Here is a 24,228-nt window from a genome sequence, read left to right on the forward strand (position 1 = left end):
CTACAGTACCGTAAACCCGTGCGTCCCGTCGTTTGCCAGCTGGGCCACGAGGCCATACTCCCACTCCAGATAGGCCTGCATCGCTTCGCGGGAATTATCGGTTCCTTCATAGGGGCGACGATAGCGATCGCTACGCGCGCTGATCAGACGGGTTGCGCCATGCTCCAGCGGCAGACCTGAAGCGATCCACCCGGCGGTGCCTCCGCTTAATACCTGCACCGGTTTGCCGGTCAGCGCCGCCACTTCGTCGACGGCGTAGCGTGCCAGCAGGCTGCTGCCACAGGTCAGTACGTAACGGCTGGCAGAGGGAATCAGCGCCAGCGCCTGTTTCAGCCGCGAGCGTATCAGCCAGTATGCCCCGGGAATATGCCGCGCCACATAGTTGGCGCTGGTGGTGAAATCCAGAACCACCGTTCCCGGTTCGCGCAACAGCGCCGCCAGCCGGGATGCGTCGATCTCCTCTGCCGCAGGCGCCGCGGGCAGGCTGGCGGCCGGTACGCCGCGTTCGCTAAAGTTCGCCGCGCTCAGACCGCGCAGGATTGCCGTTTCCCAGCCCATTTGCGCCAGCCACGAGGCGGTTATCGCCGCGCGAATACCATCATCATCCACTAAGACCAGACGTGCGCCGCGAACGCTGGCGTGGTGATCGGTCTCCTGGACCAGCTGGCCGCCCGGTGCGCTGAGGCTTCCCGGCAGGTGACCTGCGGCGTACTCCTCCGGACTGCGGACGTCAAAAAGATAGGTGGTGCGGTCGGTCTGCTGCTGCCAGCGCCGGAGCGTGGCCTGGTCGATAACCGCCACTCCGGCTTTTTCCGCCAGCTGGCTGACCTGCTGAAGACGCGCCGTCGAAGCCCGCGATTCCTCGGCATAGCGGCGCTGCTGGTCGCGATCGAGGGCCAGTCCGGCCAGCGTCCAACCGATGGTGCCGTTACGTAAGGCATAGACCGGGTTGCTCACGCCGGCATTGATCAACGACTGGGCGCCGATAATGCTGCGGGTGCGTCCCGCACAGTTGACGACGATTGGCGTCTGCGGCGAATCGACCAGTCCGTCAATACGCAGCGCCAGCTCACCGCCGGGAACGCTGATACCGCCCGGAATACTCATGGTCTGATACTCATCGAACCGTCGGGCGTCGACAATCAGCACCGGCTGACGGCTGTCAATCAGCGCCTTCAGCTCTCCCGCGTCCAGAGAGGGGGTCTGCCGTTGGCTCTCCACCAGCTCGCCGAACGCTTTGCTGGGGGAGTTAACGTCCTGGAAGAGCGCGCCGCCGCTGCGCTGCCAACCCTTCAGGCCGCCTTCCAGCAGCGCGACATCTTGATATCCCCAGCCGCGCAGGCGATCGACGGCCTGGGCGGCCAGCCCCTCGCCGTTATCGTAAACGGTGAGCGGCGTCGTCAGCCGCGGCACCCGACGGTGGATCTCCAGCTCGAGCTTGCTCAGCGGAAGATTGGCCGCAAACAGCGGGTGAGCGGTGGCAAAATCCGCTTCTTCACGCACGTCAATCAGCGCCAGTTCGGCGTGGTCGAGCAGCGACTGGCGCACTTGTGCCGGCTGGCGATAAGTGTGGATGGGCATATTAATTATCCTTCGGGAAATCCCAGATATTGGGTAAGTGGCGATTGGAGTAGCCGGAAATAAAGGGTTTGATGAGACCTTCCGGCGTATAGACGGCACGTTTAACGGCGCCAATATTGCCGCCGTAGACATGGATACTGATCGACACGCTCTCCGCCAACGCGTTACTGACGCGGTGAATATCACCATCGCGGGAGGAGACTTTTTCGACCTCGCCCGGGGAGAGTCGTCCGGCAATACCGTCGGCCACCGGAAGGCCTGTCGTATCGAGGCGATAGCGCTGATTCTCTTCCGCGCCGCGTAGCATGCCGATGACGCCCCACACGCGGTGATCGTGAATCGGCGTGGCCTGCCCGGGCCCCCAGACAAAGCTGACGATCGAAAAGCGTTGTCCGGAATCGGCGTGCAGCAGGTATTGCTGATAGTGGTGGGGATGCGGCAACGCGTACTCGTCCGGCAGCCAGTCATCCTGCCGGACCAGCCGCGCCAGGCGCTGCGCCACCGCCTCCAGCAGAGGCGATTCGTCAGTGAACTGCCGATGAAGGGCATCAACTTCTTGAATAAAATGGCGTAGTTTTTCCAGTCGTGGTGCGGTCATGTACGGTTCCTGTCAGAGGGACTGGTCATTACGCTAACAAAGGCGTTAATATTATTTAAATGCAATTTACGCATATATTAATATGCAAAATTAACATTAAGGATTCTATGCGCATCGACGACATTGACGCCCTGCTGGCGACGGTACAGTTTTCTTCCCTCAATCAGGCGGCGGAATATCTGGGAATTACCCAGTCGGCCATTACCCGACGGCTGCAGCGTCTGGAGCAAACTCTCGGGGTGACTCTGTTGGAGCGCCAGACCCGGCCGTTGACGCTAACTGCTGCCGGGCACCGGGTTTATGAGCAATGCCTGAGCATCAAGCGGGAGACAAAAAAGCTGTACGGGCTGCTGGATCCGCAGGCCGAACCGCACGGTATTTTGCGCCTCGGCGTACCGCAGAGCGTGGCGGAAATTGCGCTTCAGCCGGCGCTGCTGGCGCTACGCCAGCAGTTTCCGCAGCTCCAGCCGCAGGTCACCTGCGGCTGGAGCGGGTTGCTGCAAAAGCGGCTCGAGAGCGTCGAGCTGGATGGCATGCTGGCGATGGGGCCGGCACAGCAGGTCTTTGCCGACGGCTATGTCGGCCGGTTGCTGTGTTCGCTGGATATTGTGGTGATTGCGGCGAAAAGCCTGCGCCTGCAGGCCGCTGAACTGCGGGACTGCGCGTCTCAGGGCTGGGTGCTTAACCCTGACGGCTGCGGACTGCGGGCAGGGTTAATTCGTGAACTACAGGCTCAGGGGCTGCGGCTTCAGCTGAACGTCGAAACAGCGGGCGCTCACCTGCAAATTGGCCTCGTCGCTCAGGGTCAAGGGTTGGGTCTGGTGCCGCGTGCGGCGCTGGCCGCCAGCCCGTGGCGCGATGAGGTGACAGCCCTGACGTTAGCCGATTTCCAGCCGGCGGTCTGCTTGTGGCAGGTGAGCGCACAGAATCTGGCGAATCTACAGCAGCCGTTCACTTTTTTTGCCGGGAAAATCGTCCAGCAGTTAACTCTATCTGACTGAATAGTATATTAAATTACCAAAATGCTAATTTTGCATATTAAGATATGATAAAAATGCATTTTGCTCATTAACTGCCGATGTATAGGGTAACGACAGGCGCCGCCGCTGCGGCCACCGTTACCCGACGCAAGGAGTTATGTTATGAGCATTCAGTTTCTCGGGATGATCGGCCATCGCCTCTCATCCGAAACCATCGCCCCGGCAGGACCGGTTTTTGACCGCGACTATATCGTGCGCTTTGCGCAAACTCACGAAGCGGCCGGCTTCGATCGCCTGCTGGTGGGGCATTGGTCCGATCAGCCGGATGGCTTTCTGGTTACCGCGCTGGCCGGGTTATCGACGGAGAAAATCAATTTTCTGCTGGCCCATCGCCCGGGATTCGTCTCGCCGACGCTGGCGGCACGTAAGTTTGCTACCCTGGAGCATCTGCTCGGCGGGCGTCTGGCGGTGCATATCATCAGCGGCGGCAACGATGCCGAACAGCGTCGGGATGGTGACTACCTCAACCATGACGAGCGCTACGCGCGTACCGATGCTTTCCTGGATACGGTGCGAAAAGTCTGGACTGCGGAACAGCCCGTTGATATCGACAATGACTTTTATCAGGCCGAGCAGGCGTGGTCGGCAATCCGCCCGCTGCAACAACCGCACATTCCGATCTACTTCGGCGGCTCGTCCGAGGCCGCCATTGCGGTAGCCGGTAAACATGCTGATGTTTTTGCCCTGTGGGGCGAATCGTTAGGGCAAACGGCGGAGACCATCCGTCGGGTGCGGGCCGAAGCCGCGAAGCATCAGCGCCACATTGATTTTAGCGTCTCATTCCGGCCGATTATTGCCGACAGCGAAGCGCAGGCCTGGGAGAAGGCCGAGCATATTTTACATGTCGCTTCCGAACGGGCGGCGCAGGCGGGCCAGGGTTTCAAAGCGAAGCCAGACAGCGAAGGGGCACGGCGCCTGCGGGCCACGGCAGAACAGGGAAATGTGGTGGATAAACGTCTGTGGACCGGTATTGCGAAACTGGTTGGCGGCGGCCATAACTCCACCGCGCTGGTCGGAACGGCGGAACAGGTTGCCGATGCGCTGCTGGATTATTACGACCTCGGGGTGCGCAACTTCCTGATTCGCGGCTTCGATCCATTAAACGATGCGCGGGAATACGGGAAGGCTCTGCTGCCGATTGCTCGCGAAAAAGCGGCTCAGCGTGCGATTCAGGAGCGCGCATCGTGACGCATTCCGTTCAACAGCCCCTGCGGCCGCAGGCCGACTGGTTGCGGCAGCTAACCCACATTCGTCAGCAGATGGCCGAACAGGCGGCAGAGCTTGACCGCAGCGGCGATTTTCCCCACCACAATCTCGCGCTCCTGCATCAGAGCGGTTTTCTGAGCCTTGCCACGCCGGCGCAGTATGGTGGGGCGGGGGCGGATTTGGCCCGGCTGCAGCAGGCGATTACCGCCATTGCGTGGGGGGAACCGGCGACGGCGCTGATCGTCTGTATGCAGTATCTGCATCATCTGCGTCTGGCGGAGAGCGACGGCTGGGCGGAACCGCTGCGTCGGCAGGTCTATCGCGATGCCGTCGAGCGAGGGGGATTGATCAACAGCCTGAGAGTTGAACCTGAACTCGGCTCGCCGGCGCGCGGGGGGCTGCCGCAGACGGTTGCAACACGTACCGCCGACGGCTGGCGTCTTAACGGGCACAAACTCTATACCACCGGCGTTGAAGGGCTAAGCTGGCTGGCTATCTGGGCACGAAGCGACGATCTCGATCCGCAGGTCGGCACCTGGCTGGTACCGCGAGAAAGTGACGGTGTCACCATTATTAAAAGCTGGGACCATGCCGGAATGCGCGCGACCGGCAGCCATGAAGTGATACTGAAAAATGTACCGATCCCCCGGCAAAATGCGGTGGATATCTGGCCGGCATCTGCGCCTCCCGCCGCGGATGCCGAACGTTTCCGTCTCTTCGCCAATCGACAGACCGCGCTGTTAGCCGCGATCTATGACGGCGTGGCCCGCGCGGCGCGGGACTGGTTGCTGGGCTGGCTAAGTACGCGGGCGCCGGCTAACCTCGGGCACCCGCTCTCCCGTCTACCGCGTGTGCAGGAAAAAACAGGTCAGATAGAAGGCTGGCTGCTGACGAACCGCTGTCTGCTGCAACAGGCCGCCGGACTGGAATTGACCGCCACCGAGGCCAATCTGGCCAAGGTCACCATTACCGACAACGCGGTGCAGGTCGTGACTCTGGCGCTGGAGCTTACCGGCAATCATGGCCTTAGCCGACAACATCCTCTTGAACGCCACTATCGCAACGTGCTGTGCGGGCGCGTGCATACGCCGCAGAGCGACAGCGCGTGGCAGGCGGCGGGTCAACACGCTTTTCAATCATAAGGATAATGTTTATGCACGAACGAACAATAACAAGATTGGCCGCGGGGCTCTCGCTGCTGGCGCTGAGCGCTTTGGCGTCGGCGCAGGAGCGCATCACCCTGCGAATTGCCGATCAGAAAGGGGGCATGCGCTCGCAGCTCGAAGCGGCCAACGCGCTGCAAAACCTTGGCTATGAGATCAAGTGGGCTGAGTTTCCGGCCGCCGCACCGCTGGCGGAAGCGCTGAACGCCGGCGCGGTAGACGCCGGGATTATTGGCGATGCGCCGCTGTTATTTGCCCTCGCCAACGGCGCGCCGGTAAAGGCCATTGCCGTCGATAAAAGCAACCCGGCGGGCACGGCCGTGCTGGTTCCGCCGGGAAGTTCGCTAAAGCGCGCCGCGGATTTAAAAGGTAAGCGGATCGCCACCGGGAAAGGTTCGATCGGTCATTACGTGGCGCTGAAAGCCCTGCAGCAGGCGGGGATCTCACCGACAGAGGTGCAGTGGGTATTTCTCGGCCCGGTCGATGCCAAAGTGGCTTTACTCAACGGCTCGGTCGATGCCTGGGCGACCTGGGAACCCTATACCACTCAGCTGGTGAAAACCGCCGAAGGTCAGATTCTGGTGAGCGGTAAAGGGCTGCTGCCGGGGAATACGTTTCTGGCGGCAACGGATGAAAGCTTAAAGGATCCGGCTAAGCGCGCGGCGCTACAGGATTATTTCACCCGCCTGGCTGGGGCGGAGCGCTGGGCTTACGCCAATCTCGAGAGCTATGGCAAAACCCTTGGTGACATCATCCGTTTCCCGCCGGACATTGCCCGGGCGCAGTTTGCTAACCGCCAGTCGCAGTGGCAGCGTCTGGACTCGCGCACCATTGAACAGCAGCAGGCGACCGCCGACTTTTATCAGGCCAATGGTCTGATTCGCGCGAAGCTGGATGTCACGCCGACCTTTGATACCCGATTTACGCTGCCTGATGTCCCGGCCGCTCAGGAGAACAGACCATGAATCAGTCCGCTTTCTCACGCCGCCGCTTTTTACAGCTCAGCGGTGGAACCATGCTGGCAGCGGCCGCCTGGCCGCTGTGGGCGCATACGATGACCACGATGCCGGCGGAGGGCGGAAACGGTGAAAACCTGGCGCTGCGGCTGGCGGAACCCTACAAGCTGAAGCTGGCCATCAACAAGAGCGCGGTTTGCCTCGCGCCGGTGGCGGTCGCTGAGCAGCAGAAGTTTTTCAGCAAATACAACCTTGAGGTTGAGTTCGTTAACTTCGGCAACTCGACCGATGTGCTGTTGGAGGCCATCGCGACCGGCAAGGCCGATGCCGGCGTCGGGATGGCGCTGCGCTGGTTGAAGGCGCTGGAGCAGGGTTTTGACGTCAAGTTGACGGCCGGAACGCACGGCGGCTGTCTGAATCTGCTGACGGCAAAAAATTCGCCGTTTGGCGGTCTGGAGAGTCTGAAAGGGCAGACGATTGGCGTCACCGATATGGCCGGACCGGACAAAAACTTCTTCGCTATTTTGCTCAAACGCCATGGCATCGATCCGATAAGCGACGTGCAGTGGAAAGTTTACCCGGCGGATCTGCTCAGTATCGCGCTGGATAAGCAGGAGATTGCCGCCATCAGCGGCAGCGAGCCCTTCAGCTTCCGCCTGCTGCAAAGCGGGAAATATCAGCTGATCGCCAGCAATATGAGCGGCGATTACGCCAACCTGAGCTGCTGCGTGCTGGGGGTAAGCGGGGCGCTGGCCCGGGATCACAAACCGGTTGCCGCCGCGCTGACCCAGGCGATTCTCGAGGCGCACAGCTATGCATCGGCTCACCCCGAAAGCGTGGCGCAATCGTTCATGGCCCATGCATTAAACACCGATGAGGCCGAAGTCTCGGGGATCCTTCATGGCCAGGGGCATGGACACCACGCCGTAGGAGAAGCCTTTGTGAATGAATTGACCCAGTACGTGAGCGATCTGCAGCGGGTACAGGTGATCAAACCGGGGACCAATCCTCACCAGTTTGCGGAGAGTATTTATGCCAACGTATTCGCCTGATCGGGCGCTGTCGCGCGCCGGGGGGCGCTATCCGTTGTGGTCTGAAGGGCTGCTGGCCGCCGCGCTGTGGCTGGCGGGCGGGATGTTTACTTTGGCGTGGCCGGATGTCGGGCGACGCTGGCCCTACAGCGCGGGGTGGGCGATGAGTCAGCTCGCCATCGCCGGTGGACTGCTGGCGCTGGCGCTAAGTTGCCGCTACTGGCATCAGCGGGGCGGTCGTCTGCTCGCGGCCGGAAAGTGGCTGGCGCTGCTGCCGCTGCTGTTTACGTTATGGCAGTGGCTGACGGCAAAAACGGCGATCCTGCCGGTGCCGTTTTTTGCGCCGCCGCAGGCGCTGATCGAAGTCCTGGTCGACGACTGGCCGCGGCTGCTGGATAGTCTGCTGCACTCTCTGGGGCTGCTCGGGCTTGGGGTGCTGCTCGGCACCTCCTGCGGTTTTATCAGCGGGCTGGCGATTGGCTGGTCGCAGCGTATCGGCTACTGGCTGCATCCGGTCCTGCGCCTGCTTGGCCCGGTGCCCTCAACGGCGCTCTTGCCGCTATGCCTGTTTATTTTTCCCTCCAGCTTTGGGGCAAGCGTGTTTCTGATTGCGCTGAGTACCTGGTTTCCGGTCACCGTGCTGACCTGGTCCGGGGTCATGAGTATCGATAAAGCCTGGTATGATGTCGCCCGCACGCTGGGGGCCAGCCAGCGTTTTCTGATTTTACGGGTGGCGATTCCCGCCTCGCTGCCGAATGTGTTTGTCGGCTTGTTCATGGGGCTGGGCGCATCGTTCTCAGTGCTGATCGTCGCTGAAATGGTTGGCGTGAAATCGGGCATCGGTTTTTATTTGCAGTGGGCGCAGGGCTGGGCGGCTTACCCCAATATGTATGCCGCGCTGCTGGTCATGGCCTTTCTCTGTTCCGGCCTGATAAGCGGGCTGTTTATGGTGCGCGATCGGCTGCTGAAGTGGCAGCGAGGAGGGATGACATGGTAGCGACAGCGGCATCCCAGAACAGCGCCCGGGTTGGCGCTGGCATCGAGATTCACCATTTGCACCATGCCTTTTCCCTCGGCAGGGAAACGGTGCCGGTGCTGGAAAATATCAGTCTGCGGCTGCGTCCGGGAGAGAGCGTGGCGCTACTGGGACCTTCGGGCTGCGGTAAGTCGACGCTGCTGCGGCTGCTGGCGGGACTGGAACCCATGCAGGGCGGGCAGATCCGGATAGATGACGCGCCGATGGGCGGTCCGGGGCCCGACCGCATTCTGGTGTTTCAGGATCCGACGCTCTATCCGTGGCTGACGGTGCGGCAAAATGTGCTGTTGGGGCCGCAGGCGCAGGGCAAAAAAGGGCGTGAAGCGCAGGCCGATGCGCTGATAACGCGTATCGGTCTGCAGGGATTCAGCCAGGCGTGGCCCCGGCAGCTTTCCGGCGGGATGGCCCAGCGGGCCGCGCTGGCGCGCGCGCTGCTCAACGAGCCGCGTTTACTGCTGCTCGATGAGCCCCTCGGCAAACTGGACTCGCTGACCCGCATCGGCATGCAGCGCGAGCTGATTACGCTCTGGCAGCAGCAGGGCTACACCAGCCTGCTGGTGACCCATGACATTGAAGAGGCGCTGCTGCTATGCGAACGCGTGCTGGTGATGTCGCCGCGGCCGGGGCGTATCATTGGCGAATTTACGCTACCGCTGGCCTTTCCCCGGCATCGGGATAACCCGCAGCTGTTGCAGCACCGACAGGATATTTTACGCATGTTGGGGCAGGCGGAGGACTGGTAGTCTGGCGCAGGAGCAACGGATGGACCCGGACAGGCCGCGATGGCGCTGTCCGGGCGTGGTGATGCGATCAGAAGTCCATTTTCACCGTAAACTGCACTTCCCGCGGATCGCCAATCTGATTGCCCAGGTTGTTTGTGGCGATGGATGAGGTGTAGTAGGTCTTATCAAACAGGTTCTTCACGTTAACCTGCAGCGTCACCGGATATTGCAGCTTCATCTTATAGGCGGCGAAGACATCGGCGACCGCGTAGCCCTGCAGATAATAGTCCGCGCCGTTGGTGCCGGAGCGTTTGCTCACCGCGCGACCGCCGCCGCCGACGGTCAGCGTATTGCTGTCGTAGACGTTATGGATGTCGTAGCTGAGGAACAACGAACCGGTGTGTTTCGGGACGTTGGGCAGCGGCTTACCGGCATAGTCAGGATCGTCGAGCACTTTCGCGTCGGTATAGCCGTAGCTGGCGATCACGCTCAGGTTATCGGTAATCGAACCGGCCAGATCCACCTCGACGCCGCGTGAACGCACTTTCCCGGCGGTCTTGGCGACAGTCTCATCGCCGACGGCTTCGGTGTACAGCACGTTGCGTTTATGGATATCAAACAGCGCGATGTTGGCGGTGATACCGCTTAACAGATCGAACTTGGCGCCCACTTCATAGGATGTAGACTCTTCGGGCGGCAGATTGCCGATGTAGCTGGCGATCGATGACTGCGGCATAAACGACTGCGCCACGTTACCGAACAGCGACACGGTTGGCGTGAGCTTATACACCAGACCAAATTTCGGCGTCCATTTCTGGTCGCTGCTGTCGGTGTTGACGTTGAACGGACGCCCTTTGCCGGCGTACTGGGTGTAATACTGATAGCGCATCCCGGCGACGGCAATCCACTTGTCGGTCAGATAGAGCGCATCCTGAACGTAGGCGGCGTAGCTCTCCTGCTGAATACGCTGATCGCTATCGGAGTCCGAAACGGTGCTGCAGGTGCCGACAGTGCCGTAGACCGGGTTATAAATATTAAACCCTTTCACATTCTTACAGCGGATCATATCGGTGCGCAGCAGATCGTAATTCTCATAGGCGATGCCGGTGAGGACTTCGTTATAAAACCCGCCGACGACCACGTTGCCCTGTAAATCGGCGCGAGTTGTGTGCATCTTCTGCGTTGAGCCGTGGGTGGCGTCAACGCGGCGGGTCAGATCGCCGGTGGCCGAATCGTAGGCCGTCACCCGGGCCTGGTTATCGTTGTAGTGATCCTGGCTGTAACTGTAGTCAAAGCGGGCGGTCCAGGCATCGTTCAGGCGATATTCGGCGTTCAGCTGCGCCAGATCGGAATAACCATCGGTCACGTTAAACGGCTCGTCAAAGCGCGTTTTCCGATCGACGTTGACCGCATGACCGGTATTAAGATCGAAGATGGTACCGCGATCGAACGGAGTATTGTAGTCGCGATGGGAGTACGACACGTTCACCGTCGCCCTGTCGCCAAACCAGGTCAGGGAAGGGGCGATAAAGCTGCTTTTCTCTTTACCAAAGTTGCGCCAGTAATCCTCATGTTGGTACTCGCCGATGATCCGGTAGGCCAGCCGCGTGCCTTCGATGGGGCCGGTGACGTCAAACTGGCCGGTACCGCCGCCAAAGCTGCTGGAGGTGGCGGAAATCGATCCGCCGAAGGTTCTCTCCGGGCGTTTCGTGACGACGTTAATCAATCCGCCGGGGTCAAGAATGCCGTACAGCGTGGAGGCCGGGCCTTTCAGTACTTCTACGCGTTCGGTGGCGGCATTAAAGCTGCGCGGCAAAACGGTACGCAGACCGTTGGTCATGATTGAGCCGTCGCGGTTGGCGCCAAAACCGCGGCGGGTAAAGGCATCCTGGGTCCCGCCGAGGGTGTTGGTCTGGACGACGTTGGCGACGTTATACAGCGCCTCGTCAAGGGTAGTGGCGTGCTGATCTTCCAGCACCTTGTCGCTGACGGTATTTACCACCTGCGGAATATCCAACAGCGGCATCGACGTCAGGGTCGCCGTTGAGCTGGCAACCGGCTGATAGCCGTTGGTGTCGCTCTGAGCACCCGCGGCGACCACCGTCATGGTTTCGTCGCCAGCCGTTTTCTCTTTGCTGGCGCTGTTTTCTGCTGCAATTAATCCCGGTGAGGTAAAAGAACCCAAAAATATCAGTGAAAAAAGAGCTCGCCCTTTCAGCGTTGTGAAAGGGATCGTTGATCGCGTCATTTGTCTGTTTCTCGTGAACGAATCTGTCCTTTGCAGACAGAAAAAGCCAATTAAATCATTGCCCTTAAAAATATTATCTGCCTGTTGGTCGCGATGATTTGCGTTCAGACATGTAATTGAGAATCATTCAATCACGAGAGAATGTAGTAGTAAATGTTATGTAAGATAAAAAATTAACCGTTGCAGGATCGGTGATTGCGGCGCTTTTTCTTACCCGTTTTTTTGAGCTAATTTTTTGTTTTTTATGTAAAAAATTTAAACTTCTTTATGCAGGAATCCTGGTGGTGCAGGCAATTTATGTCCGATAAAACAGAGTATTGACTACTACATTCATCCGCAGCATGATCAAAAGAGAATGAGATTTATTTTTGTTTGAGTGCAGAACGTGCTGGCTGATGCCACGCCGTTGCGGCGCAGGAGCGAGTTATGCCACAGCGGGTGATGCCTGCAGAGCAGGGAATCGTGCTGGATTCCCTGTCGGCCGGATACGGCCAGACCCTGATTGTCGATGATATTCAGTTGACGATCCCTCACGGTAAAATGACGGTACTGGCCGGGGCTAACGGCTCCGGTAAATCTACCTTGCTGTCGACGATTGCCCGCATGCTGAAACCGCTTGGCGGCAGCGTGCGTCTGGATGGTCAGACGATTCACACTATGCCGACCCGGGCGGTTTCACGTCAGCTGGGGATTCTGCCTCAGTCGCCGCTCACTCCCGAAGGATTAACGGTCTTTGAGCTGGTTTCCCGCGGTCGCTACCCCTGGCAGGGATTGATGCGCCAGTGGTCAGATGCCGACGAGCGGGCGGTAGAAGAGGCGATGGCGTTGACCGGCACCGCCGAATTTGCCCATCTGCCGGTAGACAGCCTCTCCGGTGGCCAGCGCCAGCGCTGCTGGATTGCGATGGCGCTGGCGCAGGAAACGCCGACGATTCTGCTGGACGAGCCGACCACCTGGCTCGATTTGCGCTATCAGGTCGATATCCTCGAACTGCTGCAAACCCTGACCCGTGACCATGGACGCACGGTGGTCACTGTGCTGCACGACCTTAACTTTGCGGTGAACTATGCCGATATCCTGGTGTTCCTCAAGAAAGGGCGTATTGCCGGGGTCGTGGACGAAAACGCCAGCTGTACCCCGGAGCTGATCAAAACCGTGTTTGACGTTGAGGTCCAGATGTCGCTCAACCCGCAGACCGGTAAACCCTTTTTTATGCCCTTTCGCGCGCGGCAGGAGGAAGCCCAATGAGCGCCTCCGCGCTGCTGTTGCACCGCCGCCGCCAGGCGCGGCCAAAACGCGCGCTCGCGCTCCTGACGCTGCTGCTGATTGTCGGTTCGGTGGTGCAGCTGGGACTGGGGGCTCGCTGGATTGCGCCGGAGACGGTGCTCCAGGCGCTGGTTCACTACGATCCACGTAATTTTGACCAGCGGATTATTGTCGAGCTGCGTCTGGTTCGCCTCGCCGCGGCGCTGTTGACCGGCGCGGCGCTGGGCGTCGCCGGAGTGCTGCTGCAGACGGTGATTCGTAACCCGTTGGGGGAACCGCATATTCTGGGGCTTAATGCCGGCGCCTCACTGGCGGTAGTCGCAACATCGGCGCTGGGTCTGAGCGGAATGACGTCAGGTCGCCCGCTGATTGCCGCCGCCGGCGCTGCGCTGCTGTTTGGCGGCGTCATGCTGCTGGCGACCTCCGGGCGCGGCGGGGCGACGCCGCTACGCATCACGCTCTGTGGCGTGGCGCTCTCCGCCTTTGCCTCGGCGGTCACCGCCGCGATCCTGATTCTGGATGAACAAACGCTGCTGGCGATGCGCACGTGGCTGGCAGGCGATCTTGCCGGACTCAACTGGCCAGTTTTACGATCGGCGACGCTTCCGGCGCTGGCCGGTGGCCTGCTCGCGCTGCTTATCGCGCCTCGCCTGAACGTTCTGGCGCTGGGCGACAAGGTGGCGCTGGGGCTGGGGGTGAACATTCTTCAGACCCGACTGCTGGGGCTGGGTGCCATTGCGCTACTGTGCGGTGCGGCAGTGGCGGTCGCCGGGCCGATCGGTTTTGTCGGACTGGTGGTGCCACACGTTATTCGTCGCCTGATCAGCGAAGATATTCGTCTGGCGCTGCCGCTGGCGGCGCCGGTCGGGGCGCTGGTGCTGCTGTTTGCGGATATCGCCGCCCGCACCCTGGTGGCGCCGCAGGAGCTGGCGACCGGGGCGATGACTGCGCTGGTTGGCGCTCCGGTATTTATCTTTATCGCGGCGAGGTTTTTTAAATGAAAAACGCGGTGCGCCGTGCCGGTTTCCGGCCCCTTCGCGCGGGGAGCTGCCATCTGCTCCTGCGCCCTGAGGCGCTGAACATCGCCGCGGTGCTGATTATTGCCATTCTGCTTCTGGCAAGCTTTGGCCTGACGCGCGGCAGCTTCCCGCTGCCTGCCGGTACCCTGGCGCGTGCGCTCTTTGCCCCGGAAAATGTTGGCGACCAGTCACGCTTTATCCTGTTTGATATTCGCCTTCCCAGGCTGCTGATGGCGCTGCTGTGCGGCGCCATGCTCGGGCTGGCGGGGGCGGCGATGCAGAGCATCACCCGAAACGGACTGGCGGATCCGGGGCTGATTGGCGTCAAAGAAGGGGCCAGCGTGGTCGTGCTGGCGTTGATTCTGTTCTTTCCCGCCGTCGGGCTGGTCTGGCGGCCGCTGGCGGGCATTCTCGGCGGGGCGCTGGTGGCGCTGCTGGTGCTGGTTCTGGCCCGGGATTGCTCGCGGCCGCGCTTCATTCTGATCGGTATCGGCGTCTCCTGGACGCTGGCGGCGGCGGTCGGCATTTTTATGACCACCGCCGATGTGCGCGATGTGCAAACGGCGATGATCTGGCTTGCCGGCAGTCTGCATGCGGCAACCTGGACGCTGCTGCTGGTGGCCTTTTTGTGGGCGTTGCCGGGGACATTGATTCTGTTTCTGACCGCCCGGGCGGCAGATGTGGCGCTGCTTGGCGACCGTACCGCCGTGGGACTCGGCGTACGCCTGCAGCAGCTGACCCTGCTGCGCTTTTTTGCGCCGGTGCTGCTCACCTCCGCCAGCGTCTCCTGCGTCGGTAGCCTTGGTTTTGTGGGGCTGATGGCGCCGCACATGGCACGCTTTCTGCTGCGCGGTGGTCAGGTGTCGCTCCTGTGCGGCAGCGCGTTGATTGGCGCGCTGCTGGTGCTGTTTACCGATACTCTCGGCCGTCTGGCCTTCGCGCCGCTGCAAATTCCGGCCGGAATTGTTATTGCGCTGGTGGGGTGTCCGTTTTTTATCTTGCTGCTGTGGCGTCGTCGTGACGCCCTGTAATGTAGAAGGGTTGCTATGCGTTGGCTTATTTCTTTGCTGTTGTTAGCGGCGGGCGTGACCGGCGCCGCCGAGCGTCAAACACAAACGTTTACTGATGATTTAGGGCGGGTGGTGACGGTGCCGCTGCATCCGCAGCGTATCGTCTCGATGCACGACCTGGATATCACGATTCCGCTGATTGAGCTTGGCGTGCCGCCGGTGGCCAGCCACGGGCGCACCCGCCCCGACGGTAGCCACTATCTGCGCTCCAGCGCCCAGCTGACCGGGGTCGATTTTGATAACAGCGCGATTCAGTTTATCGGCACCGCGGATATTGACCTCGAAGCCGTTGCAGCGGCGAAGCCGGATCTGATTATTACCGAACCGAGTCGCCACGTCTCTGTGGAACAGCTGGCGAAGATTGCACCGACGGTCAGCATTGACCATCTGCAGGGCAGCGCGCCGCGAATTTACAGCAAGCTGGCGCAGCTCACCGGCAGCGAAGCGCGGCTGGCCATTCTTGAGCGCCGCTATCAGACGCAGATAGCCCAGCTCAAAGCGATGGTGGATACCCGCAACATCACGGTGTCGGTTATTCAGGCCAACAATGGCAAAGTCACCGTTCACCACTCTTACCACGCGCTGGGACGGGTACTGCGCGACGCCGGGTTTCGTTTTCCGCCGTTGATCGACAAGATCCCTGACGGCCAACGTATTGACGTCAGCGCCGAACAGCTGCCGGAGCTGGATGCAGATTTTGTTTTTGCTACCTGGCGCTCGGATACCGGCGGTAAACCGCAGGAGGAGCTGCAGGCGATGGAAGGGGTGATGCCCGGCTGGTGCGACTTTATGCGTGCCTGCCGCACCGGTCGCTATATCCTGCTGCCGCGTGAGGAGGTTATCTCCAACTCCTTTGCCGCTCTGACCCTGATGGTGGCACAGGTGCAGTCGCACATTGCCGGTCGGCCGCTGCCGGCGGAGCTGAAATGAAAACCCCGGTAAAAAGAGAGAAAGGGCGGGTCGACCTGTTCGGCGAACGCTTTCGCGCCCGGGCGCACCAGCTCTCGCCGCGGCTGCTGGCGGTCGTCAGCTATATCAACGAAAACCGGGAAGTGGTGCTGGAGCGCACGGCGATGGAGATCGCCGCGGCGACTCAGACTTCGGATGCCACGGTGGTGCGGGCCATTCAGGCGCTGGGCTTTGCCGGCCTGCGCGAACTGAAGCAGACCATGGAGCGCTGGTTCGGCCCCTCCATCACCTCATCGGAGAAGATGCTGTCAACGGTGAATGCGCTCTCCTGCGATGTGAATTCGAGCATTGATTTTGTGCTGGAGGGCCATCAACGCGCCTGTGAAGTGCTCTCTCGCCCCACCAATCGCGCCGCCGTCGCCCAGGCGGTAGCGCTACTCAGCGAGGCACGGCAGGTGGCGATTTTCGGCATCGGGGCATCGGGGATTCTGGCGGAGTACACCGGCAGGCTGTTCAGCCGTATCGGATTACCGTCCAGCGTGCTCAACCGCACCGGCTTCAGCCTTGCCGAGCAGCTGATCGGTCTGCAGCGCGGCGATGTGATGATTATGATGGGACAAAAATCGCCGCATCGCGAAGGGATGACCGCGCTGCGTGAAGCCCGGCGGCTGGGGATCCCGACGATTTTGTTAACCCAGGCGGTGGACTCACGCTTCAGCCAGGAGGCGCAGGTGGTGATCGACGTTCCGCGCGGCGGCGATAACGGCCGGGTACCGCTGCACGGTACGGTGCTGGTCTGTCTCGAAATGCTGGTGCTGTCGGTGGCGACCACCACGCCGCAGCGGACCATGAAATCAATGAAGCGCATTAACGAACTGCATAAAGCGATTGGTAAATCCGGCGGTAAACGCAGCTAAGTACGCGATAATTCACAGGCTGAAAGGTTTCCTGTTGCAAGTAATCGTGATGATGTGTATTTTTATGCAAAATTAATGCATAAAAAGAGGTTGTCATGATGGGAAAATGGATGAAGGCGTGCTGTCTGTTGGTGGCTCTGGCAGGGAGCGCGCAGGCGGCACAGGAGACGTACGTTGTCGGTTCCGGCGGGACCTACCGCCCGTTTGAATATGAAAACAGCCAGAAGCAGCTGGAAGGTTTTGATATCGATATCATCAAAGCGATCGCCAAAGCGGAAAACTTTAATATCAAGCTGGTGAATACCCCGTGGGAAGGGATCTTCGCCACTCTCGGCTCCGGCGACCGCGACATCATTATCTCCGGGATAACCATCACCGATAAGCGTAAACAGATGGTTGATTTTTCCGCTCCTTACTTCCCGGCTGAACAGTCCATCGTGGTGCCGGCAGACTCCAAAGTGACCTCCCTGGCAGCGCTGAAGAGTGAGAAGGTCGGCGTGGTGAACTCCAGCACCGGCGATATCGTGGTCTCTGATGTGCTGGGTAAAAACAGCACCTCTATTAAGCGTTTTGATAATACCCCGCTGATGCTGCAGGAGCTGTTTGAAGACGGCGTCAGCGCGGCGGTGGGCGATGTGGGCGTGGTGAAATACTACATCAAACAGCACCCGGAGAAGCAGTTCAGGCTGGTGCCGGACGCCAGGTTTGAACGTCAGTATTTCGGTATTGCGGTGGCCAAAGGCAACGCTGAGCTGCAGGCGAAAATCAACGCCGGTCTGAAGAAAATCGTCGCCGACGGCACCTACGCCAAAATCTATAAAACCTGGTTTGACGACAACGTCCCGACGCTGCCTGCGCAATAATTCATCTTTTGGTTTTCATGACGGCTATCGACGCGTGCGATAGCCGTATTTTTTAGGGAAGCACTATGACGGGATTCCGTTGGGAGATCATCGAGGAGTACGGTCCGCTGTTTATGGACGGCGCCTTGATGACCATTAAATGTACCATTATCTGCGTGATCCTCGGTACTCTGTGGGGCCTGACGCTGGGCCTTGGGCGTATGGCGAAAGCGGAACACGGCGCGTGGAAATATGTGCTGCGCTATCTGGTGCAGTATCCGGTGCGCGTTTACGTCAGCGCGTTTCGCGGCACCCCGCTGTTTGTGCAGATTATGGTGGTGCACTTCGCGCTGGTGCCGCTGTTTATCAACCCGCGTGACGGTCTGCTGGTCAGCCATGGGCTGATGAGCGCCGATTTCGCCCGCGAACTGCGTTCTAACTACGGCGCGTTTCTCTCCTGTATCGTGGCCATTACCCTTAATGCCGGGGCCTATGTCTCGGAAATCTTCCGCGCCGGGATTCAGTCGATTGATAAGGGGCAGATGGAAGCCTCACGCGCGCTGGGGATGCCGTGGTGGAAAACCATGCGCCAGGTGATTCTGCCGCAGGCCTTTCGGCGGATCCTGCCGCCGCTGGGGAACAATGCCATTGCCATCGTCAAAGACTCTTCGCTGGCTTCGGCGATTGGTCTTGCCGATCTGGCCTATGCCGCGCGTACCGTGTCCGGCGCCTATGCCACCTACTGGGAACCCTACCTGACCATTTCTCTGGTCTACTGGGTCATTACCTTCCTGCTGGCGCAGCTGGTTAACCGTCTGGAAAAGAGGTTTGGCAAAAGTGATTCACATTAATAATCTGCACAAACGTTTCGGCGACAGCCACGTACTGCGGGGCATCAGCTGCGATATTAAACCGCAGGAAGTGGTCTGTATTATCGGGCCGTCGGGTTCCGGAAAAAGCACGTTCCTGCGCTGTATGAATGCGCTGGAAAGCGTCAGCGAAGGCATCGTCGAAGTCAACGGCTTTGCCGCCCACGACCGCAGCACCGATCTGAACAAGATGCGGGAAAGCGTTGGCATGGTATTTCAGCGCTTTAATCTGTTCCCCCATATGACGGTGCTGGAAAATCTGATCATGGCGCCAGTCAACCTGCACGGCGTGAGCCGTTCGCAGGCGGTGCTGCTGGCGGAGGAGCTGTTGGCGAAGGTTGGATTAAGCGATAAGCGTGACGCCTGGCCCTCCAGTCTCTCCGGCGGCCAGCAACAGCGGGTGGCCATTGCCCGCGCGCTGGCGATGAAGCCTTCGATTATGCTGTTTGATGAGCCGACCTCTGCGCTGGACCCCGAGCTGGTGGGCGACGTGCTGGAAGTGATGAAAAATCTCGCCAGCGAAGGGATGACGATGGTTATCGTCACGCACGAGATGGGCTTTGCCCGTGAAGTGGCTGACCGGGTTATCTTTATCGATCAGGGCATTATTCAGGAAGAGGGGAGACCAGAGCAGATTTTTACCGCTCCGGTCAATCCGCGCACCGCGGCCTTTTTAAGCAAGGTACTATAATACCGTACGACGGCGCGCCATCAGGGAACATCCGCTGATGGCGCTTGCCGTCGCATCTCAGGCGGTTTCAGTCTGAGCATCGTCGTCATCGCGGTCCTGGCGTTCATTCGCCAGCAGCGCTTTCTCCGTTTTCCCCAGGCACTGAATCAGCAGGAACAACACTCCGCAGGCCAGCAGGGCGATCAGCAGGCCATCATAGCCGGAGACGCTGATCAGCAGGCTACTGACAACCGGCCCGGCAACGCTGCCCGCCGACCAGAAAAAGCCCAGCAGCGCGTTGATCATAATAAGCTTCTGCCCGCTGAAGGTTTTACCGGCGCGCACCAGCGAGAGCGTATATAGCGCCCCCGCCGCCGCGCCAAGGATCAGACACCCGACAATGAGCTGTACAGGCGACGCCAGCAGGAATGGCAGCGCCACCAGGGCGAGGCAAAACACCGCCGCGCAGCTCAGATGCACGCGGCGGATACCAAATTTGTCGGCCACCCAGCCCAGCGGCGCCTGGAAGAAGGCATCGCCGGTTAGCACAATGGTCACCAGCAGGACCGCCATCGCTTCGTTCAGCCCTTTATCCATCCCGTAGAGCGGCAGCAGCGCCAGAATGCTGGCGTCGAAGAAGGCGAAGCAGAAGACGCCGGACGCCAGAACCGGTAAAAACGCGCCCAGGCTACGCCAGCTGGCGCGTTCAGAGAGGCTTTCGCGACTTCCGCTCGGCAGATGGCGCAGCATCAACAGACAGGCTGCGGTCAGACCGACGACGGCCAATAGCACCCAGATTTGATAATCGGCGCCGGCAGAGATCAGCAGCGGCCCGGCCAGCTGGCAGCCGGTGAATGCCGAGGCGTAAATACCGGTCAGCGTCGCGCGGTTTTTACCCGCCGCGCCGCCGGTTATCCAGCTTTCGCCAAGCACGATGATCACCCCGGAGGCGATACCGGTCAGAAAGCGCGGCAGCAGCAGCGGCAGCAGATCGACGGTCAGACAGGAGGCGATGGTGGCGAGCGCCAGCAGGATCAGGTTGGCCGTGAGCAGGGTGCCCATCTCAAAACGACGGCACAGCGCGGGCGAGAGAAACGACGAGAGCATCATCCCCGCCGGCGGCAGTGCGGCCAGCAGGCCGACATAGACCGTGTCTATCTGCTGCTGCGCAAGTTCAAGGCTGATTAAAGGCACCGTATAACCGGTGATAAATCCCACTAATGACGCGGCCATAATCATCGCCAGCGTGGGGGCAAGGCGATTCTGGTCTGGGTTAAACATTTTATTCCCGATAACGGAAGTCAACAGGTGGATAATCCGGCAAAGTGCCGACGACCCTGAATATTAATTAATCGTATGCGCGCTGTCACCGTTGAAATGACTACTAATATTGATACGCGGGTGCGGGCACCCGGCAAAACGCGCCGTTCGGGCCTCCGGGGAGTGTTGTCAGCGCGCTGGCGAAAGGATATAACGAAGAGGGCATTCCGCCAGCGACGGGCGCATGCATAAAATGTATCCCGATTTCATACTCGTTCAGCGTTGATGCTGTGCAGGAAAGGAGTAACACATGGCAGTATCGCCTTCATCGATCGCCGAGGCCATCCGCTGGCGTCGTGATTTTCATGCCTGCCCGGAGCTGGGCTACCAGGAACAGAAAACCTCGCGTCGCGTCGCTGAATTATTGACATCTTTTGGCCTGCAGGTGCATAGCGGGCTGGCAGGGACCGGGGTGGTGGCCACCCTGGAGAACGGCCCCGGGCCGGTTATCGGCCTGCGCGCCGATATGGACGCGCTGCCGATTACTGAACTGGGTGACGTCAGCTACAAGTCCCGTAATCCGGGCGTGATGCACGCCTGCGGCCACGATGGTCATACTGCTATGTTGCTGGCCGCCGCCGCGCATCTGACGCAGACTCGCCGCTTTCGCGGGACGGTGCATTTTGTTTTTCAACCGGCCGAGGAGAACCTCGGCGGTGCGCGCAAGATGGTGGAAGAGGGGCTATTTGAACGTTTCCCGATGGACGGTATCTACGCGCTGCATAACTGGCCCGGGCTGCCGCTGGGGCACGTGGCGGTTAACGAAGGGCCGATGATGGCCTCGCTGGATGCGTTTGAAATCACCCTGACCGGCAAAAGCTGCCATGCGGCGATGCCGGAAAGCGGCGCCGATCCGATTGTCGCCGCCGCGCAGCTGATTATGGCCCTGCAGACGATCCCCTCGCGTCGCCTGTCGCCGCAAGAGTCGGCGGTCGTCAGCATTACCCAGATTAACGGCGGTGAAGCGATTAACGTTTTACCGGACAAAGTGGTGCTGCGCGGCACCTTCCGCTGCCTGAGCAACCGGGTGCGTGAACGAGTGAAAGGGCTGATTGCGCACTATGTCAGTACGCAGCCGCAGGTCTCCGACGTGCAGGGGAGCATTGCCTGGTATCCCGGCTATCCGGTGACCAAAAACCATCGCGCGGAGGCGCTAAAGGTGCGCGAGGCGGCGGTGGCGGTACTGGGCGAGGCGGCGGTGAGCGGGCAGATCGCGCCGTCGATGGCGTCGGAGGATTTTGCCTGCATGCTGGAGGCCTGCCCTGGCGCCTATTTCTGGATCGGTACCGATGGCGAAACGCCGTCGAAACCGCTGCATAATGCCGGCTATGATTTTAACGACGATCTGATTGAACACGGCGTGACGCTGTGGACGGCGCTGGTGGAAAAACTGCTGCCGGCGGGCTGACGCCACGGCGGAACCTGTTGCGATCGCCGTGAAAGGGAGAGGCGATGCCTCTCCCCCAACACTCAGGCGTTTACTGCCGCCTTCAGGCGCGCTTTCATGTCACTGTAGGCGCGCCAGGCAAACTGCTCTGCCCAGAGCTGGTCCTTGATGGCTTCTATCTTCACCGCGCAATATTTGGTTTCCGGCGTTTTCGAGACCGGGTCGAGGTTGTCCTGAGTCAGCTCATTGCAGGCACCGACCCACCACTGGTAGGTCATATAGACGGCACCGTGGTTAATACGATCGCTGATATCCGCGCGGGTAATCACTTTTCCGCGACGCGAGCTCACCCACACCAGCTGCCGATCGGCGATCCCCAGCCGGTCGGCGTCGGCGCGGCTTATCTGCACGCGACCGGGCTCATCGGCAAGGGATTGCAACGCCGCGCAGTTGCCGGTCATCGAGCGGCACGAATAGTGGCCGACTTCGCGCACGGTACAGAGCACCAGCGGATAGTCGGCATCCGGGGTCTCCGCCGGCGCACGCCACGGCGCGGCAAACAGCTGACCTTTCCCCGACGGGGTATCAAAGCGGTTTCCTTTATACAGCCAAGGCGTGCCGGGATGTTCGAGCGTCGGACACGGCCACTGCACGTGGTTCATATCGCCCATTTTTTCATAGGTGACGCCGTAGAACAGCGGGCACAGTTCGCGCATTTCGTCCCAGATTTGCTGGTTGTCGTCGTAATGCATCGGATAGCCCATTTCGCTGGCCAGCAGGCTGATGATCTCCCAGTCGCGTTTTACGTTGCCCGGGGCCGGGATGGCTTTTTCGAAGCGCTGAAAACCGCGATCGGCGCAGGTGAAGACGCCGCCGTGTTCGCCCCAGGAGGTGGCCGGCAGCAGCACGTCGGCTATTTCGGCGGTTTTGGTCATGAAAATATCCTGCACCACGACAAAATCCAGCGCCTCGATGCCCTTACGCACCAGTCCCAGATCGGCTTCGGTCTGCAGCGGGTCTTCCCCCATGATGTAGTAGGCTTTGATCTCCCCGCTCAGCGCTTTATGCGGAACTTCGGTAATACGGGTGCCGACTTTGTCATCCATTATGGCCGGGTCGATCCCCCAGGCCTCGGCAAATTTGGCGCGGACGTTGGGATCGGTCACCTCCTGATAGCCGGGGAACAGATTCGGCAGCACGCCCATGTCGCAGGCCCCCTGGACGTTATTCTGCCCGCGCACCGGGCCGACGCCGACATGTTCCCGGCCGAGATTACCGGTCAGCAGAGCCAGGCTGGCCAGGCCTTTCACCACGTCGACCGCCTGGCCGAACTGCGTAACGCCCATGCCCCACATAATCGTGGCCGACGGCGCGGCGGCAAACATTCTCACCGCCTGACGTACCTCTTGCGCCGGGACGCCGGTGACCGCTTCCACCGCTTCAGGCGAGTAGGCTTTCACCGCCTCACGGTAGGCGTCCAGCCCTTCGGTAAAGCGTTCGACGTAATCATGGTTATAGAGATCTTCTTCCAGCAGAACGTGGCCGAAGGCGTTGACCAGCGCCATATTGCTGCCGTTGTTGAGCTGCAGGTGGCGATCGGCAATGCGGGCGGTTTCAATTCGTCGCGGATCGCAGACGATGATTTTCGCGCCGTTTTCGCGCGCTTTAATCACCCGACGGGCGACGATAGGGTGGGAATCGGCGCAGTTGTAGCCAAAGACCAGCAGACATTTTGAGTGTTCAATATCGCTGATGGAGTTGCTCATCGCGCCGTTACCCAGCGCCACCTGCAGACCCGCTACCGACGGACCGTGACACACGCGGGCGCAGCAGTCGACGTTGTTGGTGTTTAACACCGCCCGGGCAAATTTCTGCATCACATAGTTGGTTTCATTCCCGGTACCGCGAGACGAACCGGTCGTCATAATCGCGCGCGGGCCATACTGTTCTTTAATCTCCCGGAGTTTTTTAGCCGTATAGCGAATCGCCTCGTCCCAGCTGACCGGGGTGAGTTTCCCCCCTTTCTGGTAGCGAATCATCGGCTGCTTCAGGCGTGGGGTAAGCAGCTGAGTATCATTAAGAAAATCCCATCCGTAATACCCTTTGAGGCACAGCTGATTCTGATTGGTCACCCCATCGGCGGCTTCCGCACGGATAATTTTATTGTTATCGACAACCAGCTTGAGTTTGCAACCCGCCCCGCAATAAGGGCAAACGCTTGTGATTTTTTTCATCAGTAACAGACCTGTTAACAGTGAATGAAGATCGATGGTCAGGCCGGGCCCGGCCCGCCATCGTCATGGAATCCTTTCGCCGCGATGCAAGCGGAAGGCAGGAGCGGTATGCAGAAGTTGTGCCAAAATTAATGCGTTGATATA

The 24,228-nt window shown here is 60.1% G+C and carries 20 protein-coding genes and 1 pseudogene; 16 read left to right on the top strand and 5 right to left on the bottom strand.

Features of this window, described 5'->3' with window-relative positions; translation table 11 throughout:
- Positions 1-1,581, bottom strand: a complete 1,581-nt coding sequence (locus AC236I_RS10475) for a rhodanese homology domain-containing protein (RefSeq protein ID WP_032717721.1) — start codon at positions 1,579-1,581, stop codon at positions 1-3.
- Between the two features lies 1 nt (position 1,582).
- Positions 1,583-2,179 carry a cysteine dioxygenase family protein gene (locus AC236I_RS10480; RefSeq protein ID WP_201165722.1) on the bottom strand — a complete coding sequence of 199 codons (597 nt, stop codon included), beginning with the start codon at positions 2,177-2,179 and terminating at the stop codon, positions 1,583-1,585.
- Positions 2,180-2,286: 107 nt separating this feature from the next.
- Here AC236I_RS10480 and AC236I_RS10485 point away from each other — a divergent pair, with 107 nt between their 5' ends.
- From AC236I_RS10485 to AC236I_RS10515, 7 genes and pseudogenes are all read left to right on the top strand, one after another.
- Positions 2,287-3,180 carry a LysR family transcriptional regulator gene (locus AC236I_RS10485; RefSeq protein ID WP_004863127.1) on the top strand — a complete coding sequence of 298 codons (894 nt, stop codon included), beginning with the start codon at positions 2,287-2,289 and terminating at the stop codon, positions 3,178-3,180.
- Positions 3,181-3,321: 141 nt separating this feature from the next.
- A pseudogene (locus AC236I_RS10490) lies at positions 3,322-4,408 on the top strand (LLM class flavin-dependent oxidoreductase); the annotation flags it as partial.
- Between the two features lie 70 nt (positions 4,409-4,478).
- Positions 4,479-5,567, top strand: coding sequence for an acyl-CoA dehydrogenase family protein (locus AC236I_RS10495; RefSeq protein WP_044348910.1), 1,089 nt, complete (start codon positions 4,479-4,481; stop codon positions 5,565-5,567).
- A gap of 11 nt (positions 5,568-5,578) precedes the next feature.
- Positions 5,579-6,553, top strand: a complete 975-nt coding sequence (locus tag AC236I_RS10500; RefSeq protein WP_487608790.1) for an ABC transporter substrate-binding protein — start codon at positions 5,579-5,581, stop codon at positions 6,551-6,553.
- Positions 6,550-7,596, top strand: a complete 1,047-nt coding sequence (locus AC236I_RS10505) for an ABC transporter substrate-binding protein (protein ID WP_004863115.1) — start codon at positions 6,550-6,552, stop codon at positions 7,594-7,596. The genes AC236I_RS10500 and AC236I_RS10505 overlap by 4 nt, the downstream gene beginning before the upstream one ends.
- The gene (locus AC236I_RS10510; RefSeq protein ID WP_004863112.1) at positions 7,577-8,572 is read left to right on the top strand and encodes an ABC transporter permease; all 996 of its coding nucleotides are present in this window, start codon (positions 7,577-7,579) and stop codon (positions 8,570-8,572) included. Before AC236I_RS10505 ends, AC236I_RS10510 begins: the two co-directional genes overlap by 20 nt.
- Entirely contained in the window at positions 8,566-9,354 is a 789-nt protein-coding gene (locus AC236I_RS10515; protein ID WP_064356970.1) for an ABC transporter ATP-binding protein, read from the top strand. Before AC236I_RS10510 ends, AC236I_RS10515 begins: the two co-directional genes overlap by 7 nt.
- A gap of 67 nt (positions 9,355-9,421) precedes the next feature.
- Here AC236I_RS10515 and AC236I_RS10520 read toward each other — a convergent pair whose 3' ends face one another.
- A complete protein-coding gene (locus AC236I_RS10520; RefSeq protein WP_086817543.1) occupies positions 9,422-11,491 on the bottom strand; it encodes a TonB-dependent siderophore receptor in 2,070 nt (689 codons plus the stop codon).
- A gap of 516 nt (positions 11,492-12,007) precedes the next feature.
- Between AC236I_RS10520 and AC236I_RS10525 the strand changes: the two genes are divergently transcribed.
- The 8 genes from AC236I_RS10525 (at position 12,008) to AC236I_RS10560 (ending at position 19,164) form a co-directional block, all read left to right on the top strand.
- Positions 12,008-12,829, top strand: coding sequence for an ABC transporter ATP-binding protein (locus AC236I_RS10525; RefSeq protein ID WP_071359544.1), 822 nt, complete (start codon positions 12,008-12,010; stop codon positions 12,827-12,829).
- On the top strand, positions 12,826-13,848 hold the full coding sequence (locus tag AC236I_RS10530; RefSeq protein WP_104895227.1) for a FecCD family ABC transporter permease: 1,023 nt from the start codon (positions 12,826-12,828) through the stop codon (positions 13,846-13,848). The genes AC236I_RS10525 and AC236I_RS10530 overlap by 4 nt, the downstream gene beginning before the upstream one ends.
- Positions 13,845-14,897 carry a FecCD family ABC transporter permease gene (locus tag AC236I_RS10535; RefSeq protein ID WP_137055883.1) on the top strand — a complete coding sequence of 351 codons (1,053 nt, stop codon included), beginning with the start codon at positions 13,845-13,847 and terminating at the stop codon, positions 14,895-14,897. Before AC236I_RS10530 ends, AC236I_RS10535 begins: the two co-directional genes overlap by 4 nt.
- Before the next feature lie 15 nt (positions 14,898-14,912).
- Positions 14,913-15,866, top strand: coding sequence for an iron-siderophore ABC transporter substrate-binding protein (locus AC236I_RS10540; protein ID WP_004863094.1), 954 nt, complete (start codon positions 14,913-14,915; stop codon positions 15,864-15,866).
- Positions 15,863-16,762, top strand: a complete 900-nt coding sequence (locus tag AC236I_RS10545; protein ID WP_004863091.1) for a MurR/RpiR family transcriptional regulator — start codon at positions 15,863-15,865, stop codon at positions 16,760-16,762. The genes AC236I_RS10540 and AC236I_RS10545 overlap by 4 nt, the downstream gene beginning before the upstream one ends.
- Positions 16,763-16,857: 95 nt before the next feature.
- On the top strand, positions 16,858-17,625 hold the full coding sequence (locus AC236I_RS10550; protein WP_004863087.1) for a basic amino acid ABC transporter substrate-binding protein: 768 nt from the start codon (positions 16,858-16,860) through the stop codon (positions 17,623-17,625).
- A gap of 65 nt (positions 17,626-17,690) precedes the next feature.
- Positions 17,691-18,455, top strand: coding sequence for an amino acid ABC transporter permease (locus AC236I_RS10555; protein WP_004863083.1), 765 nt, complete (start codon positions 17,691-17,693; stop codon positions 18,453-18,455).
- Positions 18,442-19,164 (top strand): amino acid ABC transporter ATP-binding protein, encoded by a 723-nt coding sequence (locus AC236I_RS10560; RefSeq protein WP_004863080.1) that lies wholly within the window; start codon positions 18,442-18,444, stop codon positions 19,162-19,164. Before AC236I_RS10555 ends, AC236I_RS10560 begins: the two co-directional genes overlap by 14 nt.
- 57 nt (positions 19,165-19,221) lie before the next feature.
- Here AC236I_RS10560 and AC236I_RS10565 read toward each other — a convergent pair whose 3' ends face one another.
- Positions 19,222-20,424 carry an MFS transporter gene (locus AC236I_RS10565; protein ID WP_004863077.1) on the bottom strand — a complete coding sequence of 401 codons (1,203 nt, stop codon included), beginning with the start codon at positions 20,422-20,424 and terminating at the stop codon, positions 19,222-19,224.
- Between the two features lie 289 nt (positions 20,425-20,713).
- Here AC236I_RS10565 and AC236I_RS10570 point away from each other — a divergent pair, with 289 nt between their 5' ends.
- Positions 20,714-21,871 carry a M20 aminoacylase family protein gene (locus AC236I_RS10570; RefSeq protein WP_004863074.1) on the top strand — a complete coding sequence of 386 codons (1,158 nt, stop codon included), beginning with the start codon at positions 20,714-20,716 and terminating at the stop codon, positions 21,869-21,871.
- Between the two features lie 62 nt (positions 21,872-21,933).
- On the opposite strand, the gene fdhF is transcribed toward AC236I_RS10570, so the two are convergent.
- Positions 21,934-24,084 (bottom strand): formate dehydrogenase subunit alpha, encoded by a 2,151-nt coding sequence (gene fdhF, locus AC236I_RS10575; RefSeq protein ID WP_004863070.1) that lies wholly within the window; start codon positions 24,082-24,084, stop codon positions 21,934-21,936.
- Positions 24,085-24,228: the final 144 nt, after the last annotated feature.

It is taken from the genome of Klebsiella sp. Sb-30 (assembly GCF_057652795.1).